At 57.7% G+C, this 26,141-nt stretch carries 33 protein-coding genes and 1 tRNA gene; 28 read left to right on the top strand and 6 right to left on the bottom strand.

Annotated elements, in window-relative coordinates; translation table 11 throughout:
• The first annotated feature begins 3 nt into the window (after positions 1 to 3).
• A complete protein-coding gene (locus PZBJ_RS13905) occupies positions 4 to 840 on the top strand; it encodes a DUF3226 domain-containing protein (protein ID WP_101762953.1) in 837 nt (278 codons plus the stop codon).
• A 40-nt stretch (positions 841 to 880) separates the two neighbouring features.
• On the opposite strand, the gene PZBJ_RS13910 is transcribed toward PZBJ_RS13905, so the two are convergent.
• Both PZBJ_RS13910 and PZBJ_RS13915 read right to left on the bottom strand, forming a co-directional pair.
• Complete coding sequence (locus PZBJ_RS13910; protein ID WP_101762954.1) at positions 881 to 1,909, bottom strand: phage portal protein; 1,029 nt, start codon at positions 1,907 to 1,909, stop codon at positions 881 to 883.
• Entirely contained in the window at positions 1,910 to 3,676 is a 1,767-nt protein-coding gene (locus tag PZBJ_RS13915; RefSeq protein ID WP_101762955.1) for a terminase ATPase subunit family protein, read from the bottom strand. It abuts the gene before it with no gap.
• Between the two features lie 142 nt (positions 3,677 to 3,818).
• Here PZBJ_RS13915 and PZBJ_RS13920 point away from each other — a divergent pair, with 142 nt between their 5' ends.
• The 11 genes from PZBJ_RS13920 (at position 3,819) to PZBJ_RS13970 (ending at position 9,253) form a co-directional block, all read left to right on the top strand.
• Entirely contained in the window at positions 3,819 to 4,649 is an 831-nt protein-coding gene (locus PZBJ_RS13920) for a GPO family capsid scaffolding protein (protein ID WP_101762956.1), read from the top strand.
• Between the two features lie 16 nt (positions 4,650 to 4,665).
• Positions 4,666 to 5,721, top strand: coding sequence for a phage major capsid protein, P2 family (locus PZBJ_RS13925; RefSeq protein ID WP_101762957.1), 1,056 nt, complete (start codon positions 4,666 to 4,668; stop codon positions 5,719 to 5,721).
• A 3-nt stretch (positions 5,722 to 5,724) separates the two neighbouring features.
• A complete protein-coding gene (locus tag PZBJ_RS13930) occupies positions 5,725 to 6,375 on the top strand; it encodes a phage terminase small subunit (RefSeq protein ID WP_101762958.1) in 651 nt (216 codons plus the stop codon).
• A gap of 98 nt (positions 6,376 to 6,473) precedes the next feature.
• Positions 6,474 to 6,938, top strand: coding sequence for a head completion/stabilization protein (locus PZBJ_RS13935; RefSeq protein WP_101762959.1), 465 nt, complete (start codon positions 6,474 to 6,476; stop codon positions 6,936 to 6,938).
• On the top strand, positions 6,938 to 7,141 hold the full coding sequence (locus PZBJ_RS13940) for a tail protein X (protein ID WP_101762960.1): 204 nt from the start codon (positions 6,938 to 6,940) through the stop codon (positions 7,139 to 7,141). The genes PZBJ_RS13935 and PZBJ_RS13940 overlap by 1 nt, the downstream gene beginning before the upstream one ends.
• Positions 7,142 to 7,144: 3 nt before the next feature.
• Positions 7,145 to 7,357: an HP1 family phage holin gene (locus PZBJ_RS13945; protein WP_039390631.1), complete on the top strand. Its 213-nt coding sequence runs from the start codon at positions 7,145 to 7,147 to the stop codon at positions 7,355 to 7,357.
• A complete protein-coding gene (locus PZBJ_RS13950) occupies positions 7,338 to 7,853 on the top strand; it encodes a lysozyme (RefSeq protein ID WP_101762961.1) in 516 nt (171 codons plus the stop codon). Before PZBJ_RS13945 ends, PZBJ_RS13950 begins: the two co-directional genes overlap by 20 nt.
• Positions 7,850 to 8,278 (top strand): Rz-like lysis system protein LysB, encoded by a 429-nt coding sequence (lysB, locus tag PZBJ_RS13955; RefSeq protein WP_101762962.1) that lies wholly within the window; start codon positions 7,850 to 7,852, stop codon positions 8,276 to 8,278. Before PZBJ_RS13950 ends, lysB begins: the two co-directional genes overlap by 4 nt.
• Complete coding sequence (gene lysC, locus PZBJ_RS24380; RefSeq protein ID WP_101763016.1) at positions 8,169 to 8,411, top strand: Rz1-like lysis system protein LysC; 243 nt, start codon at positions 8,169 to 8,171, stop codon at positions 8,409 to 8,411. The genes lysB and lysC overlap by 110 nt, the downstream gene beginning before the upstream one ends.
• Complete coding sequence (locus PZBJ_RS13965) at positions 8,374 to 8,814, top strand: phage tail protein (protein WP_101762963.1); 441 nt, start codon at positions 8,374 to 8,376, stop codon at positions 8,812 to 8,814. The genes lysC and PZBJ_RS13965 overlap by 38 nt, the downstream gene beginning before the upstream one ends.
• Positions 8,807 to 9,253, top strand: a complete 447-nt coding sequence (locus PZBJ_RS13970) for a phage virion morphogenesis protein (protein ID WP_101762964.1) — start codon at positions 8,807 to 8,809, stop codon at positions 9,251 to 9,253. Before PZBJ_RS13965 ends, PZBJ_RS13970 begins: the two co-directional genes overlap by 8 nt.
• Here PZBJ_RS13970 and PZBJ_RS13975 read toward each other — a convergent pair.
• Entirely contained in the window at positions 9,242 to 10,171 is a 930-nt protein-coding gene (locus tag PZBJ_RS13975; protein WP_101762965.1) for an FRG domain-containing protein, read from the bottom strand. The two genes, PZBJ_RS13970 and PZBJ_RS13975, sit on opposite strands and share 12 nt — an antisense overlap.
• Before the next feature lie 97 nt (positions 10,172 to 10,268).
• Between PZBJ_RS13975 and PZBJ_RS13980 the strand changes: the two genes are divergently transcribed.
• From PZBJ_RS13980 to PZBJ_RS14045, 14 genes are all read left to right on the top strand, one after another.
• Positions 10,269 to 10,847 (top strand): phage baseplate assembly protein V, encoded by a 579-nt coding sequence (locus PZBJ_RS13980; RefSeq protein WP_101762966.1) that lies wholly within the window; start codon positions 10,269 to 10,271, stop codon positions 10,845 to 10,847.
• On the top strand, positions 10,847 to 11,200 hold the full coding sequence (locus PZBJ_RS13985; protein ID WP_101762967.1) for a GPW/gp25 family protein: 354 nt from the start codon (positions 10,847 to 10,849) through the stop codon (positions 11,198 to 11,200). The genes PZBJ_RS13980 and PZBJ_RS13985 overlap by 1 nt, the downstream gene beginning before the upstream one ends.
• Complete coding sequence (locus PZBJ_RS13990; protein WP_101762968.1) at positions 11,187 to 12,101, top strand: baseplate assembly protein; 915 nt, start codon at positions 11,187 to 11,189, stop codon at positions 12,099 to 12,101. The genes PZBJ_RS13985 and PZBJ_RS13990 overlap by 14 nt, the downstream gene beginning before the upstream one ends.
• Positions 12,098 to 12,703: a phage tail protein I gene (locus PZBJ_RS13995; RefSeq protein WP_101762969.1), complete on the top strand. Its 606-nt coding sequence runs from the start codon at positions 12,098 to 12,100 to the stop codon at positions 12,701 to 12,703. Before PZBJ_RS13990 ends, PZBJ_RS13995 begins: the two co-directional genes overlap by 4 nt.
• Complete coding sequence (locus PZBJ_RS14000) at positions 12,700 to 13,698, top strand: phage tail protein (protein WP_240632913.1); 999 nt, start codon at positions 12,700 to 12,702, stop codon at positions 13,696 to 13,698. The genes PZBJ_RS13995 and PZBJ_RS14000 overlap by 4 nt, the downstream gene beginning before the upstream one ends.
• Before the next feature lie 2 nt (positions 13,699 to 13,700).
• Positions 13,701 to 14,105 carry a tail fiber assembly protein gene (locus PZBJ_RS14005; RefSeq protein ID WP_101762970.1) on the top strand — a complete coding sequence of 135 codons (405 nt, stop codon included), beginning with the start codon at positions 13,701 to 13,703 and terminating at the stop codon, positions 14,103 to 14,105.
• 118 nt (positions 14,106 to 14,223) lie between these two features.
• A complete protein-coding gene (locus PZBJ_RS14010; RefSeq protein ID WP_101762971.1) occupies positions 14,224 to 15,393 on the top strand; it encodes a phage tail sheath protein in 1,170 nt (389 codons plus the stop codon).
• Positions 15,394 to 15,405: 12 nt separating this feature from the next.
• On the top strand, positions 15,406 to 15,921 hold the full coding sequence (locus PZBJ_RS14015; RefSeq protein ID WP_101762972.1) for a phage major tail tube protein: 516 nt from the start codon (positions 15,406 to 15,408) through the stop codon (positions 15,919 to 15,921).
• 54 nt (positions 15,922 to 15,975) lie between these two features.
• Positions 15,976 to 16,278, top strand: a complete 303-nt coding sequence (locus tag PZBJ_RS14020) for a phage tail assembly protein (protein ID WP_101762973.1) — start codon at positions 15,976 to 15,978, stop codon at positions 16,276 to 16,278.
• Between the two features lie 14 nt (positions 16,279 to 16,292).
• Positions 16,293 to 16,412 (top strand): GpE family phage tail protein, encoded by a 120-nt coding sequence (locus PZBJ_RS14025; RefSeq protein ID WP_071531062.1) that lies wholly within the window; start codon positions 16,293 to 16,295, stop codon positions 16,410 to 16,412.
• Complete coding sequence (locus tag PZBJ_RS14030; RefSeq protein ID WP_101762974.1) at positions 16,405 to 19,557, top strand: phage tail tape measure protein; 3,153 nt, start codon at positions 16,405 to 16,407, stop codon at positions 19,555 to 19,557. The genes PZBJ_RS14025 and PZBJ_RS14030 overlap by 8 nt, the downstream gene beginning before the upstream one ends.
• The gene (locus PZBJ_RS14035) at positions 19,554 to 20,039 is read left to right on the top strand and encodes a phage tail protein (RefSeq protein ID WP_101762975.1); all 486 of its coding nucleotides are present in this window, start codon (positions 19,554 to 19,556) and stop codon (positions 20,037 to 20,039) included. The genes PZBJ_RS14030 and PZBJ_RS14035 overlap by 4 nt, the downstream gene beginning before the upstream one ends.
• The gene (locus tag PZBJ_RS14040; protein WP_101762976.1) at positions 20,036 to 21,136 is read left to right on the top strand and encodes a phage late control D family protein; all 1,101 of its coding nucleotides are present in this window, start codon (positions 20,036 to 20,038) and stop codon (positions 21,134 to 21,136) included. The genes PZBJ_RS14035 and PZBJ_RS14040 overlap by 4 nt, the downstream gene beginning before the upstream one ends.
• A 59-nt stretch (positions 21,137 to 21,195) precedes the next feature.
• Positions 21,196 to 21,414: an ogr/Delta-like zinc finger family protein gene (locus PZBJ_RS14045; protein WP_101762977.1), complete on the top strand. Its 219-nt coding sequence runs from the start codon at positions 21,196 to 21,198 to the stop codon at positions 21,412 to 21,414.
• Positions 21,415 to 21,591: 177 nt separating this feature from the next.
• Here the strand turns inward: PZBJ_RS14045 and PZBJ_RS14050 are convergent.
• Both PZBJ_RS14050 and PZBJ_RS14055 read right to left on the bottom strand, forming a co-directional pair.
• Positions 21,592 to 21,667, bottom strand: a tRNA-Ile gene (locus tag PZBJ_RS14050).
• Positions 21,668 to 21,855: 188 nt separating this feature from the next.
• Positions 21,856 to 22,638, bottom strand: coding sequence for an SDR family NAD(P)-dependent oxidoreductase (locus PZBJ_RS14055; RefSeq protein ID WP_101762978.1), 783 nt, complete (start codon positions 22,636 to 22,638; stop codon positions 21,856 to 21,858).
• Between the two features lie 134 nt (positions 22,639 to 22,772).
• Between PZBJ_RS14055 and PZBJ_RS14060 the strand changes: the two genes are divergently transcribed.
• Positions 22,773 to 23,360, top strand: a complete 588-nt coding sequence (locus PZBJ_RS14060; RefSeq protein ID WP_101762979.1) for a TetR/AcrR family transcriptional regulator — start codon at positions 22,773 to 22,775, stop codon at positions 23,358 to 23,360.
• Positions 23,357 to 23,872: a G/U mismatch-specific DNA glycosylase gene (mug, locus tag PZBJ_RS14065; RefSeq protein ID WP_101762980.1), complete on the top strand. Its 516-nt coding sequence runs from the start codon at positions 23,357 to 23,359 to the stop codon at positions 23,870 to 23,872. The genes PZBJ_RS14060 and mug overlap by 4 nt, the downstream gene beginning before the upstream one ends.
• Positions 23,873 to 23,935: 63 nt before the next feature.
• Here the strand turns inward: mug and rpoD are convergent, their stop codons facing one another.
• The gene (rpoD, locus tag PZBJ_RS14070; RefSeq protein ID WP_064738465.1) at positions 23,936 to 25,777 is read right to left on the bottom strand and encodes an RNA polymerase sigma factor RpoD; all 1,842 of its coding nucleotides are present in this window, start codon (positions 25,775 to 25,777) and stop codon (positions 23,936 to 23,938) included.
• Between the last annotated feature and the right edge of the window lie 364 nt (positions 25,778 to 26,141).

Raw genomic sequence — 26,141 nt, forward strand, 5'->3', positions numbered from 1 at the left:
GACATGAACTCTCATAATAAAGTTGTCGTCGTAGCCTGCGAAGGCCAGCATGATATTGCTTTTATAACACGCATTTTACAGGTTGCGGGTTTTGTTACTAAAAATGATAAAATAAAAAACTTCCCAATGCCCTTTAATATTCTGTTCAGGAAAATAGCAGAATCGATGGTGCTGACAGATAGAAAGTTAGGTTATCAAAGTCCTAACTATCTTCTTCCATGTCTGGCTTTAGAGAAAGAGAATAGCATCGTTTTCCTCCATAATCTTAGCGGGGATGGAAGGCAAGATGAAAGGAGTAAGTTGGTTAAAGCTTACTCTGAACTTAAAGGTGATGATGATTTTACAAAAGATTTAGGTTACAGCTTCAAGTTTCTTTTCTTTTTTGATGCTGATGAAGAAGGTGTACCTGCAAGGTTAAATTCAATTAAGGAAGAATTCAATCTTAGCGTTACACCTGATAATGGTATAATTTTGCCATATAATGATCACGAAATTGGTTGTTATGTTTATCATGAGAAAAGTAGTGAAACAGGTGTTCTTGAAGATATTCTATTAGAGCATTTTTCTAATAAAGATGAACATCTAATGGGTTGTGTCTCTGAATTTCTTTCGCAGAATGCACTTGAGTCTGAAAGGACTAAAGAGATGCATATCATAGAAGGTTGTGAATCAAGGAAAGGGAAATCTAAATATTCAGAGAAGAAGTCAAAAATAAATTTATTTGGGCAGTTGCAGTTTTCTGGGATGAATAACTCAGTGATAATATCTAAATCGGATTTTTTAAGAAAATCTGATATTGATAGTTGTCCCCAATGCATACGCATAAAAGAGATGTTTTAGTAATGACTGCCTGCCATACGTGATGGCAGGCCATATTTTCCTAAATTGAATAGTTTTCAAATTTCATAACTTCTTCTCCTAACCAGTCATTTAAATGTTCTAATCTTTTAATCAATGGAGTTAATTCATTTCTTACGAACACTTTGCAAGCCTTTTCCACATCACCAAACCCCCCAACATTATTCGGCATAATACCCATCATCTGCGGCGGCACCCTATGCGCGGCCATCATGTCGTCACGGCTAACGTTCTTGATATTCAGAAACTCATCCTTTGCCGCCACCTCTGACAGCGGGATAATCTGGATCCCGTCCTTCTTCCCGTTCGGTGAGTACATAAACAGGTTGCGGAAGTTACCCGGCCCTTTGGCGCTTTTCATTGCCTGGCGGATGTTGTTCACGTCTTCCTGATTCTGCGCGGCGTCGGTCATGTACATGATGAAACCGGCGTGGCTGCCGTTCAGGTAGTATTTGCGGCGGAACAGCGTTGCCGACTCGTTTAGCAGGGTGGACGGGATCGCCGAAAGGTATTCCGGCAGGCCGTAAACTTCCTGGTTCAAATCCGGCTCCATCAGGTGAAACACGCTGCCTTTGGTGAACTTATAGGGCTGCGTATTCATGCCGTACTGCACGAACCAGTATGTGTCTAAATCGGTGCCGCGTCGCGTGAATTTTGCCAGTGCCGGCTCAAGCGCCAGCACGCCGCCAAGCCTGTTGGTGCGCTTCTCCAGATAGGCGTTGCCGAACACCAAATAGTCCTGCACGAAGCGGCTAAACGCCTGCTGACTCAGCAGCGGGTGAGGGATGAAGGTGCTGGTCAGAATGTTGCGCTTTACGTTGATCGGCGAGCTGTGATGCACGGCGGCGCGGAACGTGCGCGCCAGCCCGTCAAAGCTGACCGGCGGTTCATACCACCTGTCCATGACCACGCATTCCACGTAGTCCAGCAGCTCGCGGCGGTCCAGCACCGGCACCGGGTCGCCAAAGGTGAACGCTTCCGCCGCCGGGCCGCCGGTCATCTGTTGCTGCTGCACGGGCTGCGTGCGCGTGCGGTTCCTGCGTTTGCTCATTTAAAAAATCTCCATAATGTTGCCGGTGTGGGCGGCTTCGCCCTGTAGCGGTTCGTTTGCCAGCGCGTGCATGGTCGCCCACGCCAGATCGGCGTGGCTGGCTTCCTCGCTGCGGCTGGCTTCGTAGGTCGGGCGGTTGCCGCTGGCCGTGGTGGCGCGGCGGATTGCCATAAATGACTGCGCAATGTCGAGGTGTCCGGCGTCGAATTCCATCCGCCCGCTGCTGATGATGTCGTATGCCTTCAGCACCAGGGCGTTTTTAACGTTCGGGTTATAGACAAACTCCTTCACCGCCGGATAAAACATCTTCACGTTCTCGTACACACCGAGGCCAACGCCGGTGGAGTCGATGCCGATATAGGTCACGTTGTACTGCTGCGTCAGCTTTTTGATGGACTCGGCCTGCGCGCGAAAGTCCATGCCGCGCCACTGGTGGCGCTCCAGAATGCGGAACTTCCCGCCCGGCACGGCAGGCGGGGCGATCACCACGCACCCGGCGCTGTCGCCATTCTGCGTGCCTTTCGCCGGGTCGTAACCGATCCACACTTCGCGCCAGCCGAACGGCCGTAGCGCCAGCGCTTCGAAATCGCTCCAGATTTCCCAGCTGTCCACCATGCACTTCTGCAGCAGCTGCAGCGGGAAGACGGACGCCAGATCGTCCACGAATTCGCACATCAGCAGGTTCTGGTATTCCGGCGGGCTGTATTCGAGGCGCAGCTGGTCGAGGTCAAACAGGTTACAGCCGCCGCGCACGGCGTCCTCAACGGTGACAATCTGGCGGAACTGGCCGTCATCGCAGAAGCGGCCAGGCGAAAGGTTCATGTGCGACAGGTCGATATCCACGCGGTCCGCCTTGGCGCGGCCCCGGTTGAACAGGCCGCCGGACCAGAACGGATAGGCGCTGTGCGTGAGGCTGGAAGGCGTTGAAAAATAGGTCTGGCGCCACTTCTTATGCAGCGCCATGCCGGACGCCACCTTGCGCAGCTCCTGAAATTTCGGGATCCAGAAGTATTCATCCAGGTACAGATTGCCGTGATAGCTCTGTGCGGTGCGGGCGTTGGTGCCGAGGAAGTACAGGCACGCGCCGTTGCTGAGCGTCATCGGGTCGCCTTTCAGCTCTACGTCCACCTCTTTTGCGAACTCAATGATGTACTGCTTAAAAACGTGCGCCTGCGCCTTACTGGCTGAAAGGAAAATCTGGTTGCGTCCGGTGGTCAGCGCATCCAGCAGCGCCTCACGCGCAAAGTAGTAGGTGGCACCAATCTGGCGCGACTTCAGCACGTTGCGGATGCGGTGCTTGTTGCCCGCATCCCACCACTGGCGCTGGTAGCCGAACATTGAGCCGTGGAAAATCTCCTGTAATTTCTCCACCTGCTCGTCGGTAAACACGTTCTTTTCCGGCGGCTTGCGCGGCCCGCTGTTGCGGTTCGCCACGTTCGGATTGAGATCCGCCTCGTTACCGCCGTTGCTGAACTTGCCGATGCGGGCATGGCGCTCGGACTGGCGCGCCAGCAGGTCAATCTCCTTGAAGTCTCTCCCTTCTTTTGTCTCCTTCATGATCAGCTGGCAGTAGCGCGCGGCGGTGGTCAGCTGCATCTGGTCAAGCGGGCCATAGTCGCCCCACTTGTCGCGCTTCTTCCAGCTGTGAACGGTTGCGGGTTTCTCTCCCAGCATTTCAGCAATGCGGGCGATGCGGTATCCCTGAAAGTACAGCAGCATGGCCTGCCTGCGGGGATCGAGGTCTTCGGGGGCGAGTGTCGTTGTCATGGCCCCAAAATACGGCCCCGACGATCCCTTTTCTGCCGTCCCTCATTGTGTGGCTGCCCGCACAATGTGCCCGCGTTGTTTCGCCCCCCTCTGAACCGCAAACATAAGGCTTCTAAGCGATTTACCCAACGGAGCCTGACCTATGGCAGTTAAAGCAAAGCGTTTTCGTATCGGGGTGGAAGGTGCCACCACGGACGGGCGCGAAATTTCCCGCGAATGGCTGGAGCAGATGGCCGCCGCCTACAACCCGGCGGTTTACACCGCGACCATCAATCTGGAACACATCAAATCTTACTCCCCGGACAGCACCTTTAACCGCTACGGCACGGTGAGCGCGCTGGGGACGGAAGAAATCACCGACGGCCCGCTGGCCGGAAAGCTGGCGCTGTATGCCGACATCCTGCCGACAGATTCCCTCGTGGCGCTGGTAAAGCAGGGCCAAAAGCTTTTCACCTCCATGGAAGTCAGCACCAAGTTTGCCGACACCGGCAAAGCCTATCTGGTTGGCCTGGCTGCCACCGACGACCCGGCAAGCCTCGGCACCGAGATGCTGGCCTTCAGCGCCAGCGCGCAACACAACCCGCTGGCAAACCGCAAACAGCACCCGGAAAACCTGTTCACCGCCGCCACCGAAACCGCGATCGAGCTGGAAGAGGTGGAAGACAAACCCGCGCTGTTTGCCCGCATCACCGCGCTGTTCAGCAAAAAGCAGCAGTCCGACGACGCACACTTTTCTGACGTGCATCAGGCGGTGGAGTTGGTTGCTACCGAGCAGCAGGAATTCAGCTCGCGCACCGATAAGGCGCTGGGCGAGCAGGCGGATCGTCTGAGCCAATTGGAAAACCTGCTGGAAACGCAGGTGAACGATTTCACCGAACTGAAGCAGCAGCTGGGCCGCGAAGACAGCCGCGCCGATTACCGCCAGCGCGCGCCGGGTGGCAATGCGCCAGCCGCAAACATGACCAACTGCTAAAGGAGCAGCATATCCAATGAAAAAGAATACCCGCTTTGCCTTCAACGCCTACCTGATGCAGCTGGCAAAACTCAACGGCGTGCCGGTTGAAGAGTTGTCCAGCAAGTTCAACGTTGAGCCATCAGTGGCGCAGACGCTGGAAGACACTATTCAGCAGTCGGCGGCCTTCCTGACGCTGGTCAACGTGATCGGCGTGCCTGAGCAATCCGGCCAACTGCTGGGTCTTGGCGTCGGCAGCACCATTGCCGGCACCACCGACACCACGGCTAAAGACCGTGAGCCAACCGATCCGACGGTCATGACGGATGTTGAATACCGTTGCGAGCAGACCAACTTTGACACGGCGCTGACCTACGCAAAGCTGGACCTGTGGGCGAAGTTCCAGGACTTCCAGACCCGCATCCGTGACGCCATCGTGAAGCGTCAGGCGCTGGACCGCATCATGATCGGCTTTAACGGTATTGCCCGCGCGAAATCCTCCAACCGCACCGCCAACCCGCTGCTGCAGGACGTGAATAAGGGCTGGCTGCAGAAGGTGCGCGAGGATGCGCCGGACAACGTGCTGGGCAGTGTGACCAAAGACGGCGAAACCACTGCCGAGCCGGTGAAGGTGGGCAAGGGCGGCGTATATGCCAATCTCGACGCGCTGGTGATGGATGCGGTTAACGAGCTGATTGATCCTATTTTCCAGGACGACGACGAACTGGTGGTCATCTGTGGCCGCGAGCTGCTGGCGGACAAGTATTTCCCGCTGGTTAACAACGAGCAGGACAACACCAACAAGCTGGCCGCCGATCTCATCATCAGCCAGAAACGCATGGGCGGCCTGCAGGCGGTGCGCGCGCCTTACTTCCCGGCTAATGCGGTGCTGATCACCCGCCTCGATAACCTGTCGATTTACTGGCAGGAAGAGTCCCGCCGCCGCTCACTCATTGACAACCCTAAGCGTGACCGCATTGAAAACTTTGAATCGGTCAATGAGGCCTACGTGGTTGAGGACTACCGCTGCGCCGCGCTGGTTGAAAACATCACCATTGGTGACTTCTCAGCAGACGCTGGCGCGGGAGCGTAATCAATGAGCCTGAGTCCCGCACGGCAGCACCGCCAGCGCGTTCAGGCTGAACAGGCCGCCCGTCAGGGCGGCAGTGTTCGCCACGCCAGCGGCTATGAGCTGATGCTGATGCAACTCGGCGAAGACCGCCGCCGCCTCAAGGGCATTCAGTCCACCGTGAAGAAGGCCGAAATCAAGGTGGAAGTTCTGCCGAAATACGTGCCGTGGGTGGACGGCGTGCTGGCCGCAGACGGCGCGCAGCAGGATGACGTGCTGATGTACGTGATGCTGTGGCGCGTTGATGCCGGTGATTATACCGGGGCGCTCACCATTGGCCGCCATGCTATCCGCCACGGCTGGTCTATGCCGCAGAGCTTTAGCCGCAACGTGCAGACGCTGCTGGCCGAAGAGATGGCCGACGCCGCGAAAAACGCCCTCATGGCAAAAGCCGACTTTGACCCCGACCTGCTGATGCAGACGCTCGACGTGATCGGCGATCTGGATATGCCCGATCAGTCGCGCGCGCGCCTGCACAAATCGCTCGGCTGGGTGCTGCGTGAAAGCCAGCCCGTTGCCGCGCTTAACCATCTACAACAGGCCATGCAGCTCGACGAGCGCTGCGGGGTGAAAAAAGACATTGAGCAGCTGGAGCGGAAAATCCGCAACGCCAGCTGATAACCGGACGTGCCCACGCGCGGGGCGGCACGGGGTAGCGACAGGCAGCGCCGCATCAAAACCCCGTCCACCGCCCACCTATTCAGGAGAAATAAGGCATGCAGTTTGTAGCGCCGGAAAAGGCGACGGGAACGCCGGAAATTATCCCCAACAACTCATTCTGGCCGGACATCGATCTGGCGACGTTTCGCAGTGTAATGCGCGTTGACGGTACGGTGACGCCACAGCGTCTGAAGCAGGTGGTGCTCACCGCGATGGCGGAAGTGAACGCGGAGCTGTATCCGTGGCGCGAACAGCAGGAGCTGCGCGGCTTTAACGGGCTGGCCGATGTACCGGCGGAGCAGCTGGCCGGGCGCAGCGTGCGTCTGCATCACTATGAAAATGCGGTGTGGTGCTGGGCGCGCGCGGTACTGAACGAGCGCTATCAGGACTTTGACGCCACCGCTGCCGCAGCGAAGCGCGGGGAAGAGCTGGAAGACGCCACCGGCGATCTGTGGCGCGACGCTCGCTGGGCCATCAGCCGCGTACAGAGCGCGCCGCACTGCACCGTTGAGCTGATCTGATGAAGGTGCGCGCGCAGCAGTACGACACGGTGGACGAAATCTGCTGGCGTCACTACGGGCGCACGCAGGGCATGACGGAGCAGGTATTGCAGGCCAATCCGGGGCTGGCGGAGCACGGCCCCATTTTACCGCACGGGCTGGAGGTGGAGCTGCCGGACGTGACGGCGGCGGCCACCGTGCAGGCCTTCCAGCTTTGGGACTGAATCATGTGGGAAAGAATCCGCGCCGGGATCGTCTGGTTTATTGCTGTCGGTATGGCATGGCTGGGCGACCTGTCGCTAAAAGACGTTTCAACCGTGGCCGGGGTATTAATCGGCCTGCTGATGGCAATCATCAGTTGGTATTACAAACGCAAAACCTATCAGCTGCTGGCCGCCGGGCGCATCACGCGGGAGGAATATGAATCTGCAAACCGTTAAGCGCTGCACCGTTGGCACTGTGCTGCTCATTGTCGGTTCAATGCCGGGTTTCCAGCAGCTGCACACCTCCGTCGAGGGGCTGAAGCTGATCGCTGATTATGAGGGCTGCCGCCTGAAGCCGTATCTGTGCGATGCGGGCAAGTGGACCGACGGCATTGGTAACACCGTCGGCGTGGTGCCGGGCCGGACCATCACCGAGCGTCAGGCAGCGGGCAACTTCATCACCAACGTGTTACGCGTTGAGGCGGCACTGGCGCGCTGCGCTGCGGTTTCTATGCCGCAGCCGGTCTACGACGCGCTGGTGTCGCTGGCGTTTAACGTCGGCACCGGCAACGCCTGCGCTTCAACGATGGTGGCGCTCATCAATAAGGAGCGCTGGCGCGATGCCTGTTATCAGCTGCCGCGCTGGGTATACGTGAAGGGCGTATTCAATCAGGGGCTGGATAACCGGCGCCAGCGTGAACTGGTGTGGTGCTTAAAAGGAGTAACAGCATGATGCGCACGCTTGCGGCGATAGCGCTCGTTCTGATTGCCGCGCTTGGCGTGCAGTCGTGGCGACTCAGTAACGCCCACAACAAAATTGACGAGCAGGTGAAGGACTTAGCCGCGCAGGGTAAAAAGCTCTCGGCGAAAAACGGCCAGCTGATAGCTCTTAACATTCTGACGCAAACCAGCAGCCGGGCGCAGACGCAGCTTTACGCCGCCGCCGAGCAGAACGGCACGCTGCTGCGTGACCGGCAGCGCACCATTGAGGAACTTAAACGTGAAAATGACGAGCTTCGCCGCTGGGCTGATGCCCCTTTGCCTGATCCTGTTATCCGGCTGCGCCAGCGTCCGCCCCTCACCGGAGGTCAGTCTTACCGTGAGTGGCTGTCCGCGAATCACCCCGTGCCGCCTGGACGAAGCCGCACCGCGCCGTAACGGCGATCTGCTGGCGCAACTGGACGACACCGAGGCCGCATGGGCGGCCTGTGCCGACAAGGTAGACACCATCATCAGCTGTCAGGATAAAGACGATGAACAAGCCGCAGTCCTTGCGAAACGCCCTGAATAAAGCCGTGCCCTACGTGGCTGACAACCCGGACCGCCTGCACCTGTTCGTGGATAACGGCGCGGTGGTTGCCACCTCCGCCACGTCAATTTCGTGGGAGTACCGCTACACCCTGAACGTGGTGGTGACGGACTTCACCGGCGACCAGAATCTGCTGATGGCGCCCGTTTTATTCTGGCTCGGCGTCAATCAGCCGGACGCCCTTCAGAACGCCAGCGAGCGGGAGCGGCTTTTCACCTTTGAGGCGGATATTCTCGGCAATGACCGCTGCGACATCAGCATGAACCTGAAGCTGACGGAGCGAGTGATCGCGAAGGAAGTGGACGGCGTGATGTCGGTTGAGGCCGTGCCGGAACCGGAAGCGCCGGATGATGCTGACGAAGGCTGGACGGTGCGCCGTGGCTGAGTTGCATGAAGTTGAGGAGTGGCTGGGTGCGCTGCTGTCGCAGCTTGAGCCGGCAATGCGCACAAAGATGCTGCGCGAAGTGGCGCGCGATGTGCGACGCATCCAGCAGAACAATATCACGCTGCAGCGCAGCCCGGACGGTACGGCATGGGAGCCGCGCCGCGTCACCGCGCGAACCAAGCCGGGCCGCATTCGCCGCAAGATGTTTGCGAAGCTGAAAACGGCGAAGTATCTCAAAGCGCAGGCAAACGCGAATGTTGCAGAAGTTGCGTTTGTGCCTAGCGTGCAGAAGTTGGTCCGCGTGCATCATTATGGACTGCGTGACAGGATTAATCGTCGTGGCACTGAAGTTAAATACGCAGAGAGACCTTTGCTAGGGTTCAATAATCAGGCTGTAGATTTGATTCGAAAAAAAATTTTAGAATACTTAGCCAAGTAAAGATGATTTTGACGTTCCGTCGTAGTTTAAATTTAACTTACGAACAAGATTATTTTTTAATTGGCTGTCTTTTATCGCTCTGCCAGCACCATCAGCGCTAGGAAACAAGTCCGCAGCGCCAAAGCCAATTAGATTGCAAAGGTGCAGTAATCTCGCACTCTGCGTCACAGGCAATGTATATTTATGAAAGTAGAATCCTTCGCTCTCAAAGTTAACCTTTTCTAGACCAATCATGTTGAAAATATCTGGGTAGAATTGAAGTGTTGGGTGAATTGAAAAACAACCTCTTTGCGCTCTTAAATGCTTGCTTACTGCGCCTGGAACATCAATGAATTTTAAAGAGTCATTGCCTTTGGTCACATAATTTTTAACCACCCATAATGCTATTTTTTTGTCTGACCAAGACTTTTCTTCTTGCTTGGCTAAGGCTCCGCTTGCTGCAAAGTATAACGCTACGTATGGGCTTTTACTCCAATCCAATAGCCGTGTTGGAACGCCGTGGTGTTGCGCAATAGCCATTAGCTCATAAAGAGCGGGATTAGGCCAATTCCTTGGGGAGTCAATAAACTCACCACCATAAAAGGAATTGTGATTTAAATATTGATCTCGAAAATTGAATGAGTCATTAGGAATGGATATGCCTATTCTGTCACATGACTCTGCAAAGTATTTTAAGGTTATCATCTCATTAAACAATAAATGGGATATTTCAGTAGGTGCTGTAGTTAAATAGTGATATTTAAAACTTGGATCTCTCAAAGAATTTGGCAACAAAGACCATTCTGAGTCAGCATGTCCTCGATAAAAAACATGAGGAGTTCGCCCATGGTCGTACATTCTAGTTGGAGAAAGACTTTCCCAAAGCTCATCTGCTGACTCGAAATGATGATCTATATAATTTTTTTGAGTATCGCTCATCTTTTTCTCTTAGAAAAAACATCACGAGTAATTGTGCCATTGACGCTACAACTTTATCCAGATGAAGTTGCCACAAGTTTGTGAAATTCTCTCAAGCATGAACGAAAAACTCACCGAAATCATGCGCCTTATCACCAACCTGATCCGCACCGGCACCGTGTCCGAGGTGGACCCGGATAAATGGCAATGCCGGGTGAAAACGGGCGACCTTGAAACCAACTGGATTAACTGGCTCACCTTCCGCGCCGGGAATACCCGCACATGGTGGCAACCCTCCATTGGCGAGCAGGTTGTGCTGCTGAGCCTCGGCGGCAATCTCGAAACTGCGTTCGCGCTGCCGGCCATTTATTCCGATGCCTTCCCGCCGCCCGATTATTCAGAGAACGGCAGCACCACCGTGTTCAACGACGGCGGCTGGTTCCAGTACGAACCGGACACCGGCCAGCTGCTGATTAAGAACATCAAAAGCGTTCGCATTGAAGCCGCCGACGGCATTCAGCTGATCACTGACCAGCTGGGCGTTGATGCAAGTCAGATGCTCATCAATAGCGAAACCGTGATGAACGGCGCGGTGACACAGGGCGGCGGGGCGATGAGTTCCAACGGCGTAGTGGCTGATGCTCACCTACATGACAGTGTGAAATCGGGAGGCGATATGTCAGGAGGTCCGCATTGATGTATCTCGGCATGAACCGTGACACTGGTGAAGCCATCACCGACACCGAGCACATTCGCCAGAGCGTGCGCGACATCCTGATCACCCCGGAAGGCAGCCGCATCGGACGTCGTGAATACGGCTCGCTGCTGTCGGTGCTGATTGACCAGCCGCAGAACGACGTGGTGCGCCTTCAGGTAATGGCGGCGGCGTACACGGCGCTGAGCCGCTGGGAGCCGCGTATCCGCCTCAGTTCTTTAGGCATAACCAGCGCCTTTGATGGCTCCATGGTGGTTGAGCTGACCGGCCAGCGCGCCGACGGCTCACCGCTCGCAATGTCAGTGCCTACGGGGGTGAACAGTGGCAGTAATTGACCTTTCGCAACTGCCCGCACCGGAAGTGATCGAGGTGCCGGACTTTGAAACGCTGCTGGCCGAGCGCAAGGAAGCGCTGATTGCGCTCTATCCGGCGGAGGAGCAGGCCGCCATGCGCCGCGTGCTGGCGCTGGAATCCGATCCGATTGTGAAGTGCCTGCAGGAAAGCGTGTACCGCGAAATCCTGCTGCGCCAGCGCATCAACGAGGCGGCGCAGGCGGTGATGGTGGCTTACGCGCTCGGCAGCGACCTCGATCAGCTGGCCGCGCGCAGTAACGTACAGCGTCTGACCATCACCCCGGCTAACCCGGACGCCGTGCCGCCCGTTGAGGCGGTGATGGAATCGGATGACGCGCTGCGCGTGCGCGTGCCGGAAGCGTTTGAGGGTTTATCGGTTGCCGGTCCGACGGCGGCCTACGAGTTTCACGCGAGAAGCGCAGACGGACGGGTGCAGGACGTGTCCGCCATCAGCCCGTCACCGGCGACGGTGCTGATCACCGTGCTGAGCCGCGAGGGTAACGGCACGGCAGCCGCTGATTTACTGAATACAGTGGACGCTGCGTTGAACAGCGAGAGTGTGCGGCCGGTGGCGGACCGCGTGACGGTGCAGGCTGCAACCATCAACGACTACCGCGTGCAGGCAAAGCTGCACCTGTTTGACGGCGTGGCCGCCGCGCCCTGTCTTGAGGCCGCAAACGAGCAGCTTGCCGCCTATCTTATTGAGCAGAAAAAGCTGGGTCGCAGCGTGCGCCGCGAGTCTTATGGGGCGGTGCTGCGCGTGGCCGGTGTGGACTGGGTGGAAATCACCGAACCGGCAGAAGACATCATCATGGACCGCACGCAGGCGGGCAACTGCACCGGCACCGACGTGACGGTGGCGGACGATGAGGTGACAGGATGAATAGCCTGCTTCCGCCCGGCTCATCCGCGCTGGAGCGCCGTCTGGCGCAGGCGTGCAGCGGGATTTCCGGGCTGAGCGTGCCGCTGCGTGACCTGTGGAACCCGGACACCTGCCCGGTGAATTTTCTGCCCTATCTTGCCTGGGCGTTTTCGGTGGACCGCTGGGACGAAAGCTGGCCGGAAAGCGTGAAGCGCAAGGTGGTGAAGGATGCGTTTTATATCCATCAGCACAAGGGCACCGTCAGCGCGATCCGGCGCGTGGTGGAGCCGCTGGGCTATCTCATCCGCGTGATTGAGTGGTGGAAAACCAACGATGAGCCGGGCACGTTCCGGCTTGACGTGGGCGTGCTGGATACCGGCATCACCGAGGAAATGTATCACGAGCTGGAGCGCGTGATTGCCGACGCCAAGCCGTGCAGCCGCCATCTTATCGGGCTTTCGATCACCCTGGACGCGAACGGCACGATGCCGGTGGCCGTTGCCAGCTACAGCGGCGACGAGCTGACCGTTTATCCCTATACCCCTGAACTTATCAGCGTCGGCGGGCCGGTGTATTCCGGCGCGGCGGTGCATCTTATCGACCTGACGGAAGTGAGCGCATGACGACAAAATATTTTGCCCTGCTGACCAATCAGGGCGCGGCTAAGCTTGCCAACGCTGCCGCGCTCGGCACGAAAGTGAACATCACGCAGCTGGCCGTGGGCGACGGTGGCGGCACGCTGCCGACGCCTGACCCGGCACAGACGAATCTCATCGGCGAGAAGCGCCGCGCGTCGCTTAACTCGCTGACGATTGACGCCGCCAACGGCAGCCAGATTATTGCCGAGCAGATTATCCCGGAGGGCGAGGGCGGCTTCTGGATCCGCGAGATTGGCCTGTTTGACGCCGACGGCGTGATGATTGCCGTGGCTAACTGCGCCGAGACCTACAAGCCGCAGCTCGCCGAGGGCAGCGGGCGCACGCAGACGGTGCGCATGATTATCATCGTGAACAGCACCAGCGCGGTGACGCTGAAAATCGACCCGTCGGTGGTGCTGGCGACGCGTAAGTACGTGGACGACGGCGTGATTGTGGCGAAGCAGTACGGTGACACTTTGCACCAACAGGCGAAAGAATATGCGGAACGTTTGCAGAAGGAGGCAGAGGAATACGCCGACACGCTGCTTGAGCAGGCGAAAAAGTACAGCGGTGATGCGCTCAAGCAGCATACGGATGCCGTTAATCCCCATACGCAGTACCCATTGATTAAGAACGCCCTGAAAGAGCTGGCCGACGCCGGTCTGGTCGCTGAGGCGTTAAAAAACCTCGGCCTGGAAAAGTCCTTTGTTGCGATTGGCTACGTGAAGCTGCCGGGCGGCCTGATTATTCAGTGGGGATCGGGAACCTATACCAAGCAGGCGACGACGACGGTTACGCTTCCGATTGAGTTCCCGAACGCTGGATTTATGGCGGTTGCCAGCAAGGGGGCGTCTATCAACCTTTCCGGGGAATATACCGTCGGCATTCAGCTGGCAGGCAAATCAACGGTTTCGATTACCAATACTGCCGGTGCGGGTGGTAGCACGCAGGGCATTTTCTGGCTGGTTTTGGGGTATTAATAATGAAAAAGTATTCAGCAAAAGCAAACGCATTCTATGACGCCGACATCAACCCGGTCATTCCGGCAGATGCCGTTAACGTGACCGATGAGGAGTGGATGTCCTTACTCAGCGGACAGTCTACTGGACTGATTATCGCGGCAGATTCAGACGGCAGGCCGGTACTGAAAGAGTACGTGCTTACGGATGAGGAAAAAAGCGCGCAGCTTGATGCAAAAAAGCGTGAGCTGCGTACGATTGCCGATGACGCTATTGCGCCCTTGCAGGATGCCGCCACGCTCGGTATTGCGACGGACGATGAAAACGCCAGCCTCAAAGCGTGGATGACGTACCGCGTCCTACTTAACCGTATAGATACAAAGTCCGGCGGAGCCTCAGAAATTATCTGGCCCGAGCAACCCGCATAACCATCAGGCCCGTTTCGGGCCTGTTTCTTTTGTGCCATCCCCCTCACAACGCCAACCGGGTGCGCACGCGCACGCCACCTTTCACCATAGCGGAACCCCTTCACAGGAGAACCGCCATATGGCACAGGATTATCACCACGGCGTGCGCGTTGAGGAAATCAACGAGGGCACCCGAACCATCACCACCATCAGCACGGCGATTGTCGGCATGGTCTGCACTGGCGACGACGCCGACGCGGCCACGTTCCCGCTTAATCGTCCGGTACTGCTGACCGACGTACTCACTGCGAGCGGCAAGGCGGGCGAGTCCGGCACGCTGGCGCGCTCGCTGGACGCCATCGCCGACCAGGCTAAACCCGTCACCGTCGTGGTGCGCGTGCCACAGGGTGAAACCGAGGCTGAGACAACCGCCAACATCATCGGCGGCGTGAGCAACGGCCAGCGCACCGGCATGAAGGCGCTGCTGGCCGCGCAGGCGGTGTGCGGCGTGAAGCCCCGCATCCTCGGCGTGCCGGGCCACGACACGCAGGCGGTGGCAACCGAGCTGCTGAGCGTAGCGCAGAGCCTGCGCGGCTTTGCCTACCTGTCGGCGTACGGCTGTCAGAGCGTGGAAGAGGCTATTGCCTACCGCGCGAACTTCAGTCAGCGCGAGGGCATGCTCATCTGGCCGGACTTCATCAACTTTGACACCGTGCTGAAGGCGGACGCGACGGCCTTCGCCACCGCCCGCGCGCTCGGCCTGCGCGCCAAAATCGACGAGCAAACCGGCTGGCATAAATCCCTGTCGAACGTCGGCGTGAACGGCGTCACCGGCATTTCCAAAGACGTGTTCTGGGACCTGCAGGATCCGGCCACCGACTCCGGCCTGCTGAACCAGAACGACATCACCACGCTGATTCGTAAAGACGGCTTCCGCTTCTGGGGTTCGCGCTGCCTGAGTGATGACCCGCTGTTTGCGTTTGAGTGCTACACCCGCACCGCGCAGGTGCTGGCCGACACCATGGCCGAGGCGCACATGTGGGCGGTGGACGGCGCGCTGAATCCGTCGCTGGCCCGCGACATTATCGAGGGCATCCGCGCCAAACTGCGCAGCCTCGTAAGTCAGGGCTATCTCATCGGCGCGGACTGCTGGCTGGACGAGAGCGTGAACGACAAGGACACGCTCAAAGCGGGCAAGCTGCTGATCGACTACGACTACACGCCGGTGCCGCCGCTTGAAAACCTGCTGCTGCGTCAGCGCATCACCGATCAGTACCTGGTCGATTTCGCCAGCCGCGTCAGCGCATAAGGAGACTGAATTATGGCATTACCCCGCAAGCTCAAGCACCTCAACCTGTTCAACGCAGGCGACAACTGGCAGGGGCTGATCGAGTCCGTGACGCTGCCGAAAGTCACCCGCAAGTTCGAAAAATATCGCGGCGGCGGCATGGCCGGTGCGGTGGACATCGACATGGGCCTGGACGACGGCGCGCTGGATACGGAATTCACCTGCGGCGGCGTTGAGGCGAAGCTGTTCAAGCAGATGGGCACCCTGACCGTGGACGGCGTGCAGCTGCGCTTTACCGGCTCCATTCAGCGCGACGACACCGGCGAAGTGCAGGCGGTGGAGCTGGTCGTGCGCGGCCGCCACAAGGAGCTGGACTCCGGCGAGTGGAAGACCGGCGAATCCAGCACGACTAAAGTGTCCGGTACCAACAGCTACGCCAAGCTGACCATCAACGGCGAAGTGCTCTACGAGATTGACCTGGTGAACATGGTTCACATCGTGGACGGCACGGACCTGATGGAAGCGCACCGCAACGCGCTCGGCCTGTAATTTATCCGGCAGGGCAAACCCTGCCGCCTTTAACCCTTTTAGCGAGCCATAACCATGACTGACAAAACCACCGAAAAAACCGTCGAGCTGGACACCCCGATTCTGCGCGGCAAGACCGAAATTAAAAGCGTCGTCGTGCGCAAGCCGCAGTCCGGCGCGCTGCGCGGCACCCGCCTGCAGGCGCTGATGGACATGGACGTCAATGCGATGATCACCGTGCTGCCGCGCGTCACCACCCCGGCGCTGACCACGCAGGAAATCACCGAGATGGACCCCGCCGATCTGGTGAGCCTGTCCGTCGAGGTGGTCACTTTTTTACTGAAGAAGTCGGTGCTGTCGGATTTAGCGACGGCCTGACGGTTGACGATCTGGTGGCGGACATTGCCACCGTCTTTCACTGGCCGCCGTCCGTTACCGAGTTCATGACGCTGACCGAGGTACTGGAATGGCGCCATAAGGCGATAATGCGACACGGGACCAGCGATGAGTGATAAAGACTTGCGCCTGCAGGTTGTTCTTAACGCGATAGACAAACTGACCCGCCCCTTCCGTTCTGCCAAGGCCAGCACCCGCGAGCTGGCCGATTCCCTGCGCACCGCGCGCGCCAGCCTTAAGGACTTAGACGCGCAGGCCGCGCGCATCGACGGCTTTCGCAAAACCCGCTCGCAGCTGGCCGCCACGGCCACCAACCTCAAAACGGCACGCGCGGAGGCGGCGAAGCTGGCGATGCAGTTCAGCGAGACTAACCGGCCCACCGCCGCGCAGGCGAGGGTGCTGGAGCAGGCGAAAAACCGCGTGCGCGAGCTGCAGCAGAGCTACAACGGCCTGATTGGTTCGGTTCAGCGGCAGCGCGCCGCCCTGACTGAATCCGGCATTGATACCAAAAAACTCAGCCAGGCGCAGCGCGATCTAAAAAGTCGTGCGGATGAGGCGCGCGCGGCGATTGACCGGCAACAGAAGTCGCTGAAGCGGCTCGGCGAACAGCAGGCCAAAATCAACGCGCTGCGGGAGCGCCACGCCCGCTCGCTTGAGGTGCGCGATAAAATTGCCGGTGCCGGTGCGGCGACCACCGTGGCCGGGCTGGCGATGGGCGCGCCGGTGCTGGCCGCCGTAAAGTCCTCGGCGGGCATGGAAGACGCCATGAAGGGCGTGGCGAAGCAGGTGAACGGCCTGCGCGACAACGACGGCAACCGGACGGCGCAGTTCTACGACATGCAGGCCGCCATCAAGGCCGCCAGCGAGCAGCTGCCGATGGACAACGGCGCGATTGACTACGCCGCGCTGGTTGAGGGCGGCGCGCGCATGGGCGTCACCAACCAGAACGACTCCTACGAGGACCAGAAGCGCGACCTGCTGGCGTTTGCCACCACAGCGGCGAAAGCGTCCACCGCGTTTGAGCTGCCCGCCGGTGAGCTGGCCGAGGGGCTGGGTAAGATTGCGCAGCTCTACAAAATCCCCACGCGCAACATCGAGCAGCTGGGCGACGCGCTGAACTACCTGGACGACAACGCGATGTCCAAAGGCTCGGACATTATCGACGTGCTGCAGCGCATGGGCGGCGTGGCGGACAGGCTGGACTACCGCAAGGCCGCCGCGCTCGGCTCCACGTTCCTGAGCCTCGGCGCAACGTCGGAAACCGCCGCCAGCGCGGCAAACGCCATGGTGCGCGAACTCTCCGTCGCCACCATGCAGGGCAAGACCTTTATGGGCGGCATGGCGCTGCTGAAGCTGGATCCGAAAGCCATCGAAAAGCAGATGACCACGGACGCCATGGGCACCATCCAGCGCGTGCTGGAGAAGGTGAACAATCTTCCCGCCGACAAGCGCCTGACCGCCATGACCATGGTGTTCGGCAAGGAGTTCGGCAAGGACGCAGCGAAGCTCGCCAACAACATGCCGGAGCTTAAGCGCCAGCTGCAGCTGACGCAGGGCAACGCGGCCAGCGGCTCCATGCAGAAAGAATCCGACATCAACAAGGACTCGCTGTCCGCGCAGTGGCTGCTGGTGAAAACCGGCGCGGCCAACACGCTGAGCAGCCTCGGCGACACGCTGCGCACGCCGCTGATGGAAATCATGGACGCGGTGAAGCGCGTCACCGGCACCATGCGCCGCTGGGTGGAGTCCAACCCGGAGCTGGTCGGCAGGCTGATGAAAATCGCCGCCGTGGTGGCAACGGTAACGCTGGCGCTCGGCACGCTCGCCGTGGGCATGGCCGCCGTGCTCGGGCCGATCCTGATGCTGCGCTTCGGGTTAAGCATGCTCGGCCTGAAAGGGCTGGCGAAGCTCTCGCCGCTGCTGGGCGGGCTGGGCAAGGCGTTTGCAAAACTGGCGCCCGGTCTGACGTCATCCGGCGACGGCATCAAAAAGCTGTTCTCACTGTTCAGCGGCGGCGAGGCCGGGGAGTCGGTGAACTGGCTGGAGAAAATCCGCGACGCGCTGGCGTCCCTGCGCGGCGGTGACGATGAGGACGAGGGCGGCGGCATCCTTAACGCCTTCCGTGAGGGTGCGCTGGAGAAAATCAAAGAGAAGGCGCAGGACGCCGGGCAGACGCTGGTTGCGTCCTTCCGTAACCCGATGGCCGGTGTGCGGGCGCTGGGCGCGCAGGTGCGCGGTCTGGCCGGTGCCGCCCTTGCGCCGCTGGCTGTGTCGGTGCGCGGTGCCGGTGGTGCGCTGATGTGGCTGGTGAAGTCGCCGCTGGCGCTGCTGCGCACGGTGCTGACCGGCGTAATCTGGGCGCTCGGTGCGCTGCTGAGTCCCGTCGGGCTGGCCGTCGCCGCACTTGCGGGTGTGGCGCTGGTTATCTGGAAATACTGGGCACCCATTAAAGCGTATTTAGGCGGCGTGGTGGACGGCTTCCGGGCCGCCGCCGGACCCATCAGCGAGGCGTTTTCACCGCTCCAGCCGGTGTTCCAATGGATTGGCGACAAGGTGCAGGCGCTGTTCGGCTGGTTTAAAGACCTGCTGACGCCGGTACATTCCACCGCCGACGAACTGAAGAACGCCGCCGAAATGGGCAGGCAGTTCGGGCAGTGGCTGGCCGACGGCCTGAACATGGTGATGCATCCGCTGGACACCCTGAAGGCCGGGATCGGCGAGCTGCTGGATAAGTTCGGCCTCGTTAACAAGGCTGCGGCGGGTACGAAGCTGCCGGTGCCGCCGCAGGCGGCCAGCGTCAGTCCAGGCGGAAAAGTCACGCTGCCAGCGGGCGGGTTCCCGGCGTTTGCGGGCATGTACGACACCGGCGGCAACATCCCGGCGGGCCAGTTTGGCGTCGTGGGTGAGAACGGACCGGAAATCGTCGGCGGACCGGTGAGCGTAACCAGCCGCAGGCGCACCGCGCAGCTGGCCGCCATGGCGGCAATGACGCTTGGCATGTCAGCCGGAACGGCGGAGGCGAAGCCGCTGCACCCGCTGAGCCTGCCCGCACAGAGTTACCGGCAGGACGCGCCGCGCCAGCAGTCAGTGGCGAACGCAGCGCCGGTGAGCATCCACGCGCCGATTACCATCATGCAGCAGCCGGGACAGAGCGCGCAGGACGTGGCGGACGAGGTGATGCGCAGGCTTGAGGCTAAAGAGCGGCAGGCGCAGTCCCGCGCCCGCAGCAGCTACCGAGACCGTGGAGGATTTGACTCATGATGATGACGCTGGGCCTGTTTGTTTTCATGCTTAAAACGGTGCCGTATCAGGAATTGCAGCTGCAGCGCAGCTGGCGCTTCCCGGCGAACAGCCGCGTGGGGGTGCGTCCCGCGCTGCAGTTCCTCGGCCCGGATAACGACACCATAACGCTGTCGGGCGTGCTGCTGCCGGAAATCACCGGCGGCAGGCTGTCGCTGTTCGCGCTGGAGCAGATTGCCGAGCTGGGCCGCGCGTGGCCGCTGATTGAGGGCAGCGGCACGATTTACGGCATGTTCGTGATCGAGAGCCTGAGCCAGACCAAAGCGGAGTTCTTCAGCAACGGCGTGTGCCGGCGCATTGAGTTCACGCTGACGCTGAAGCGCACCGATGAATCGCTGGGTGAAATGTTCGGCAGCCTCAGCGATCAGCTGTCGGCTATGCAGGGCGCGGCCACCAACGCCGCCGGTAAAGTCGGCGCGGCAGTGGGCGGGCTGTTCTCATGATGGCGGGCAGCTGGATTAACGGCCAGGCAAACGCGCCCGCGTTTCGCCTGACGCTTGCCGGGGCGGACGTTACGCAAAAGATAGAGCAGCGGCTTATCAGCCTGACGCTGACCGATAATCGCGGCTTTGAAGCGGACCAGCTGGACATCGAGCTGGACGACGCGGACGGCCAGCTGCTGATGCCGCGCCGGGGCGTTGAGCTGTCGCTGGCGCTGGGCTGGAAAGGGGAGGCGCTTTTCCCGAAAGGCACCTACACCGTGGACGAAATCGAGCACAGCGGCACGCCGGACCGGCTGACCCTGCGTGCGCGCAGCGCGGACTTCCGCCAGACGCTTAACACGAAGCGCGAAAAGTCGTGGCACCAGACCAGCGTCGGCGAGGTGGTGAAAGAGATTGCCGGGCGGCACAAACTCAAAACGGCGATGGGCGAAGACTTGGCAAAGATGGCCCTCGATCACATTGACCAGACCAACGAGTCAGACGCCAGCTTCCTGATGCGGCTGGCGAAACAGTGCGGCGCGGTGGCCTGCATCAAGAACGGCAACCTGCTGTTTATCCGGCAGGGGCAGGGCAAAACAGCGAGCGGGAAAGTGCTACCGGCCATCACCCTCGTGCGGAAAGACGGCGACGGCCACCGCTTTACGCTGGCTGACCGTGACGCCTACACCGGCGTGATCGCAAGCTGGCTGCACACCCGTGAGCCAGAGAAAAAGCCGGAAACCACGGTGAAGCGCAAGCGCCGCAAGCCCGCCGCGCAGAAGAAGGAGCCGGAAGCAAAGCAGGGTGACTACCTGATCGGCACGGATGAAAACGTGCTGGTGCTGAGCCGCACCTACGCGAACAGGGCCAACGCCGAGCGCGCCGCAAAAATGCAGTGGGAGCGGCTGCAGCGCGGGGTGGCGACGTTCTCTATTCAGCTGGCGCGTGGTCGCGCAGATCTCTACACGGAAATGCCGGTAAAGGTGAGCGGGTTTAAACAGCAGATTGATGCCGGGGAGTGGATTATCACGACGCTGACGCATGGGCTAACTGCAGAGAACGGATTTACAACAAGTATTGAGCTTGAAGTTAAAATTGACTCATTAGAGATGGAATAAATTAGGTTTAATCTAATTTTAATTGTAGCATTAGCAAAAAAGCTAAGCCGGAGGCGCGTATGATGAACTGTCCTTTGTGTGGCAATGCTGCACATACCCGAAGTAGTTTCCAGGTATCAAAGGAAACAAAAGAGCGTTACAACCAATGCCAGAACATCAATTGCAGTTGTACGTTTAAATCTCACGAAACGGTTTCAGAAATAATCATGAGTCCCGGAAAAGTTAAACCCGTTCCTCCTCACCCAGATCGTTCGCTGCAGGGCTCACTTTGGATGTGAGCGTTGTATTTCCATTACCCGCTTAGGCGGGTTTTTTTATGCCTAATGGTCGCCCGCTTTACTTGAGAGTGTCGCAACCCTAAAAAGTCGTGCGACACTTTTGCGACACTGCCACTTTGGACAACAAAAAAGCCACCATGAAAGGTGGCTTAAATACATGATTATAATAACTAAATTTGGTGGCCCCTGCTGGGTTTGAACCAGCGACCAAGCGATTATGAGTCGCCTGCTCTAACCACTGAGCTAAGGGGCCAGCGGAGCGGGGATTATAGAGTATCTTGTTAGGGTGATCCAGAGTTCGCCATTTGGATGGTGAAAATTACAGCAATAGCTGACTCATTGATCTCAAAAGAAAATTCTATCGTCCCACGCTCTATCGCTTATTAAGCGCCCAACCAGCATTGGTTTTTGAGACCAGGCTCATTCGAAAGTTTGCTTATGCTACAAATAGCGTGATGCAGGCTTGTTAAGCGAGATGAACGGCAATATGGCGATGCGTGCTTCTTCGTAACTCTGCCAAAGCTGCACATCTTCAACGGATGGTATTGTTATCAGTTCGCCGGCATCAAGTCCACGTAGCGCAGCCGAGACTAAATCATCCACTTCCATCAGCATCTCAGCGGGAAGTTCGTTAATGGATTTTCCTGCGCGCTCGAAAATCTCGGTACGCGTTAAGCCTGGCAACACCGCCTGCGTACGCACACCGCTTTCGGCTAATTCACGATGCAAATTATGGGTCAGGGAAAGCACATATGCTTTGCTGGCGTTGTACGCGCCATTCGCCGATTCGCTCACTAGCGCTAGCACTGAAGCAATATTCACTATCGTACCATTGCGACGTGCACGAAACGCCTGCGCAGCAGTGTGGGCCAGCTGTGTCAGCGCCACGATATTTAATGTCAGCATTGTTTGAATTTTCGCGATGTCACCGTCGATGAATTTACCTTCAACCGTCATGCCCGCATTGTTTACCAGCAGAGTTATCGCTTTATTTTGCTGGATTTCGTGATCGACTCTTTGCAAATCATCATGGTTGGTGAGATCGGCCGCTAACACGCTGACTTCAACGCCATGTGATTCACGCAAAGATTGCGCCAACAGATTGAGCCTGGCTGCATCGCGCGCCACCAGAATCAAGTTTGTGCCGCGTGCTGCCAGCTGTTTTGCATAGGTTGCGCCAATTCCGCTTGATGCGCCGGTGATCAAAGCCAAGTGTTGTGACATGGTGTATTCCTTTAAATGATGGTTATCATATTTACGAGGTTTAATATGACGATCATAATATTTGTCGTCAAGCTAGAATATGATGGTTGTAATAATTACACTGATTGCTATCAACGATATCGGAGTCAATGAAGATGGAAAAGCTGAGCCATAAAGCGCGTACGCGACAGCGCATTCTGGATGAAGCCTCTGTGGTAATGCGCGAGAACGGCACTGAAAGCATCGGTGTCGCGGCGCTGATGAAGCGCGTGGGCTTAACGCACGGCGGCTTTTATGCCCACTTCGCCTCGCGCGAAGATTTAGTGCAAGCGGTGATCGCTGAGATGTTTGCCGATTCGGCGCGCCGCTTTGCTGATATCACCTCAATTAACGATCCCGCTGAACGACTGAGTCAGTTAATCGATAGCTATTTATCCGAGCATCATTGCAACACGCCGGGTGAAGGCTGTCCGCTGCCTGCGCTGGTGAGTGAAATGGCACATTTACCGGTTGAGGCGCGCACACTATTTTCCCAGCGGCGAGAAGCCATGCGGCAGCGCCTGGCGTTGACGCTACATGAACTTAACCATCCGCATGCGGATGACGCCGCGACCACCATGTTGGCTGAAATGGTTGGCGCGGTGGCAATGGCACGTGCTTGTCCGGACGACGAGGAAGCACGTACGATGCTGGCGAGCAGTCGTCGGTCGGTAAAACAACGCTCCGGACTGGAGATGGCATGAGCGAGCACGATATCCGCGACATTATTGCGCCTGATTTACAGGTGCTGTTTTGTGGCATCAATCCGGGCAAATCGTCGGCGCACACCGGATTTCACTTTGCGCATCCCGGTAATCGCTTTTGGAAGGTGATTTACCAGGCCGGCTTTACGCGCGAGTTACTTAAGCCCGAGCAGGAGCAGCGGCTGCTGGAAACTGGCTGTGGCATCACCATGCTGGTGGAGCGTCCAACGGTGCAGGCTAACGAGTTGGACGGCGATGAATTACGCGACGGTGGTTCACGCCTGCAACAAAAGATTCTGCACTATCAGCCGCGTGCGTTGGCGGTGTTGGGCAAGGATGCTTTTCAGAAAGCGTTTCGTCAGCGCAAAGTTGAGTGGGGCGAGCAGCCGCAAACGCTGGGTGAAACGCGTTTGTGGGTGCTGCCTAATCCGAGCGGGTTAAATCGTGCGACGCTGGAAGAGATGGCCGCATCCTATCGCCAACTGCATGATTGGCTGCAGAACAACGCGTGAAAGAGCTATTCTTCAGGCAATAAAAAACCCCGGCAAGCCAGGGTTTTTTCGTCTAGACAACGATTAATCGTCGAGGAAGCTACGCAGTACTTCTGAGCGGCTTGGGTGACGCAGTTTACGCAGCGCCTTGGCTTCGATCTGACGGATACGCTCACGCGTTACATCAAACTGTTTTCCAACCTCTTCCAGCGTGTGGTCGGTGTTCATATCGATACCGAAACGCATACGCAGCACTTTCGCTTCGCGCGCGGTCAGGCCAGCCAACACGTCGTGGGTCGCTGAGCGCAGGCTTTCCGAGGTTGCGGAATCCAGCGGCAGCTCCAGCGTGGTGTCTTCGATAAAATCGCCCAGATGCGAATCTTCATCATCACCAATCGGCGTCTCCATAGAGATCGGCTCTTTAGCGATTTTCAGCACTTTGCGGATCTTATCTTCAGGCATCAGCATACGTTCAGCCAGCTCTTCCGGCGTCGGTTCGCGACCCATCTCCTGCAGCATCTGACGCGAAATACGGTTGAGTTTGTTGATGGTCTCAATCATATGCACCGGAATACGGATGGTGCGCGCTTGGTCAGCGATAGAGCGGGTGATAGCCTGACGGATCCACCATGTAGCGTAAGTTGAGAACTTATAACCACGACGATATTCAAACTTATCAACGGCTTTCATCAGACCGATGTTGCCTTCCTGAATCAAATCGAGGAACTGCAGACCACGGTTGGTGTATTTCTTGGCGATAGAGATAACCAGACGTAAGTTTGCTTCAACCATCTCTTTCTTCGCACGGCGCGCTTTCGCTTCGCCGATAGACATGCGACGGTTAATGTCCTTCACCTGCTCGATGGTCAAGCCGGTTTCTTCTTCGATCTGCTGCAATTTGTACAGCGAACGATTCACATCATCTTCAACTTCCAGCAGCTTCTCAGACCATGGCTTGTTCATTGCCAGCGCGGCTTTGAACCAGCTTGGGTTGGTTTCGTTGCCGGTGAACAGCGTGATGAAGTTTTTTTTCGGCATCTTGCACAGTTCAATACACAGCTTCATGATCAGGCGCTCTTGCGTACGCACGCGCTCCATCATTTCACGCATATTGTTTACCAGGTAGTCGAACTGCTTCGGTACCAGGCGGAACTGCTTGAACACTTCAGAGAGATTCTGGATTTCGGCTACGGCGTCAGCATGGCTGCGACCTTTCGCTTTGATGACGGTACGCGTGGTTTCATACTGCGTACGCAGGTCGCCAAACTTCTCGCGAGCCAGTTCTGGATCGATAGAATTATCGTCGTCAGAGCTGTCGTCATCCTCTTCATCTTCTTCTTCATCGTCGTTTCGATCTTCCTGAGATAACTCAGAACCCACGTGCGTGGCGGTCGGCGCGATATCTTCTTCCGCGTTAGGATCGATGAAGCCGATGATCAAGTCAGACAGGCGATAGTCGCCCGCTTCAACGCGATCATACTGATCGAGTAGATAGGTGATCGCTTCCGGATATTCGGCTACAGAGCATTGGACCTGGTTGATACCGTCTTCGATGCGCTTAGCGATGTCAATTTCGCCTTCGCGCGTCAGCAGTTCAACGGTACCCATTTCGCGCATGTACATGCGCACCGGGTCGGTGGTACGGCCAATTTCAGATTCAACACTGGATAAAACCTGAGCGGCGGCTTCTGCGGCATCTTCGTCAGTATCGGAGCTGTTTTCATTCAGTATCAGATCATCAGCATCAGGCGCTTCTTCAACAACCTGAATACCCATGTCATTAATCATCTGGATGATGTCTTCGATCTGATCGGAGTCGACGATATCTTCCGGCAGATGGTCATTGACCTCAGCATAGGTCAAATAGCCTTGCTCCTTACCACGGGTGACAAGTAGCTTAAGCTGTGACTGCGGGTTTTGCTCCATAAGACGGTATCCACACTTCTGTTAATTAGATTGGTGTCGGTCGGCGCGAGCCAACTATAACAGTGAAGGCGTTGTGTTTTTGCCGCTGCCTACATCGCGGCCAGGGCTGAAGCCCATCTATAATCGGCACTTAAGCCGCTTGTGTTCTTTCCGAGGCTAACTTACTTGCCATTTTCAGTGCTGGCAGTGCTCGCAATCCTCACGTACTTCAGTACGCTCCGGTTGCTGTGCGCTGGCAGCACTGAAACTGGCTGCGACGTTGACGCCTCTAAATTTGTGCTGTGTGTTTCCGGCTTCGCTTATCGCGTCTATCATTCCGGAAATCACTGAACCAGAATGCTGTTTTTAACGTACTTGCAGTTCT

It is taken from the genome of Pantoea endophytica (assembly GCF_002858935.1).
GTDB lineage: Bacteria > Pseudomonadota > Gammaproteobacteria > Enterobacterales > Enterobacteriaceae > Pantoea > Pantoea leporis.

Bases quoted from the DNA above. Each gene is read 5' to 3' on its own strand.
- PZBJ_RS13945 (WP_039390631.1), top strand. From the start codon at position 7,145: ATGTGGGAAAGAATCCGCGCCGGGATCGTCTGGTTTATTGCTGTCGGT.
- PZBJ_RS13925 (WP_101762957.1), top strand. From the start codon at position 4,666: ATGAAAAAGAATACCCGCTTTGCCTTCAACGCCTACCTGATGCAGCTG.
- PZBJ_RS14055 (WP_101762978.1), bottom strand. From the start codon at position 22,638: ATGTCACAACACTTGGCTTTGATCACCGGCGCATCAAGCGGAATTGGC.
- PZBJ_RS14045 (WP_101762977.1), top strand. From the start codon at position 21,196: ATGATGAACTGTCCTTTGTGTGGCAATGCTGCACATACCCGAAGTAGT.
- PZBJ_RS14005 (WP_101762970.1), top strand. From the start codon at position 13,701: ATGAAAAAGTATTCAGCAAAAGCAAACGCATTCTATGACGCCGACATC.
- PZBJ_RS14000 (WP_240632913.1), top strand. From the start codon at position 12,700: ATGACGACAAAATATTTTGCCCTGCTGACCAATCAGGGCGCGGCTAAG.
- PZBJ_RS13965 (WP_101762963.1), top strand. From the start codon at position 8,374: ATGAACAAGCCGCAGTCCTTGCGAAACGCCCTGAATAAAGCCGTGCCC.
- PZBJ_RS14035 (WP_101762975.1), top strand. From the start codon at position 19,554: ATGATGATGACGCTGGGCCTGTTTGTTTTCATGCTTAAAACGGTGCCG.
- PZBJ_RS13940 (WP_101762960.1), top strand. From the start codon at position 6,938: ATGAAGGTGCGCGCGCAGCAGTACGACACGGTGGACGAAATCTGCTGG.
- PZBJ_RS13980 (WP_101762966.1), top strand. From the start codon at position 10,269: ATGAACGAAAAACTCACCGAAATCATGCGCCTTATCACCAACCTGATC.
- PZBJ_RS13975 (WP_101762965.1), bottom strand. From the start codon at position 10,171: ATGAGCGATACTCAAAAAAATTATATAGATCATCATTTCGAGTCAGCA.
- PZBJ_RS13915 (WP_101762955.1), bottom strand. From the start codon at position 3,676: ATGACAACGACACTCGCCCCCGAAGACCTCGATCCCCGCAGGCAGGCC.
- rpoD (WP_064738465.1), bottom strand. From the start codon at position 25,777: ATGGAGCAAAACCCGCAGTCACAGCTTAAGCTACTTGTCACCCGTGGT.
- PZBJ_RS13905 (WP_101762953.1), top strand. From the start codon at position 4: ATGAACTCTCATAATAAAGTTGTCGTCGTAGCCTGCGAAGGCCAGCAT.
- PZBJ_RS13985 (WP_101762967.1), top strand. From the start codon at position 10,847: ATGTATCTCGGCATGAACCGTGACACTGGTGAAGCCATCACCGACACC.
- PZBJ_RS14040 (WP_101762976.1), top strand. From the start codon at position 20,036: ATGATGGCGGGCAGCTGGATTAACGGCCAGGCAAACGCGCCCGCGTTT.
- PZBJ_RS14060 (WP_101762979.1), top strand. From the start codon at position 22,773: ATGGAAAAGCTGAGCCATAAAGCGCGTACGCGACAGCGCATTCTGGAT.
- PZBJ_RS14015 (WP_101762972.1), top strand. From the start codon at position 15,406: ATGGCATTACCCCGCAAGCTCAAGCACCTCAACCTGTTCAACGCAGGC.
- PZBJ_RS14020 (WP_101762973.1), top strand. From the start codon at position 15,976: ATGACTGACAAAACCACCGAAAAAACCGTCGAGCTGGACACCCCGATT.
- PZBJ_RS14010 (WP_101762971.1), top strand. From the start codon at position 14,224: ATGGCACAGGATTATCACCACGGCGTGCGCGTTGAGGAAATCAACGAG.
- PZBJ_RS14030 (WP_101762974.1), top strand. From the start codon at position 16,405: ATGAGTGATAAAGACTTGCGCCTGCAGGTTGTTCTTAACGCGATAGAC.
- PZBJ_RS13930 (WP_101762958.1), top strand. From the start codon at position 5,725: ATGAGCCTGAGTCCCGCACGGCAGCACCGCCAGCGCGTTCAGGCTGAA.
- lysB (WP_101762962.1), top strand. From the start codon at position 7,850: ATGATGCGCACGCTTGCGGCGATAGCGCTCGTTCTGATTGCCGCGCTT.
- PZBJ_RS13920 (WP_101762956.1), top strand. From the start codon at position 3,819: ATGGCAGTTAAAGCAAAGCGTTTTCGTATCGGGGTGGAAGGTGCCACC.
- PZBJ_RS13910 (WP_101762954.1), bottom strand. From the start codon at position 1,909: ATGAGCAAACGCAGGAACCGCACGCGCACGCAGCCCGTGCAGCAGCAA.
- PZBJ_RS13995 (WP_101762969.1), top strand. From the start codon at position 12,098: ATGAATAGCCTGCTTCCGCCCGGCTCATCCGCGCTGGAGCGCCGTCTG.
- PZBJ_RS13935 (WP_101762959.1), top strand. From the start codon at position 6,474: ATGCAGTTTGTAGCGCCGGAAAAGGCGACGGGAACGCCGGAAATTATC.
- PZBJ_RS13950 (WP_101762961.1), top strand. From the start codon at position 7,338: ATGAATCTGCAAACCGTTAAGCGCTGCACCGTTGGCACTGTGCTGCTC.
- mug (WP_101762980.1), top strand. From the start codon at position 23,357: ATGAGCGAGCACGATATCCGCGACATTATTGCGCCTGATTTACAGGTG.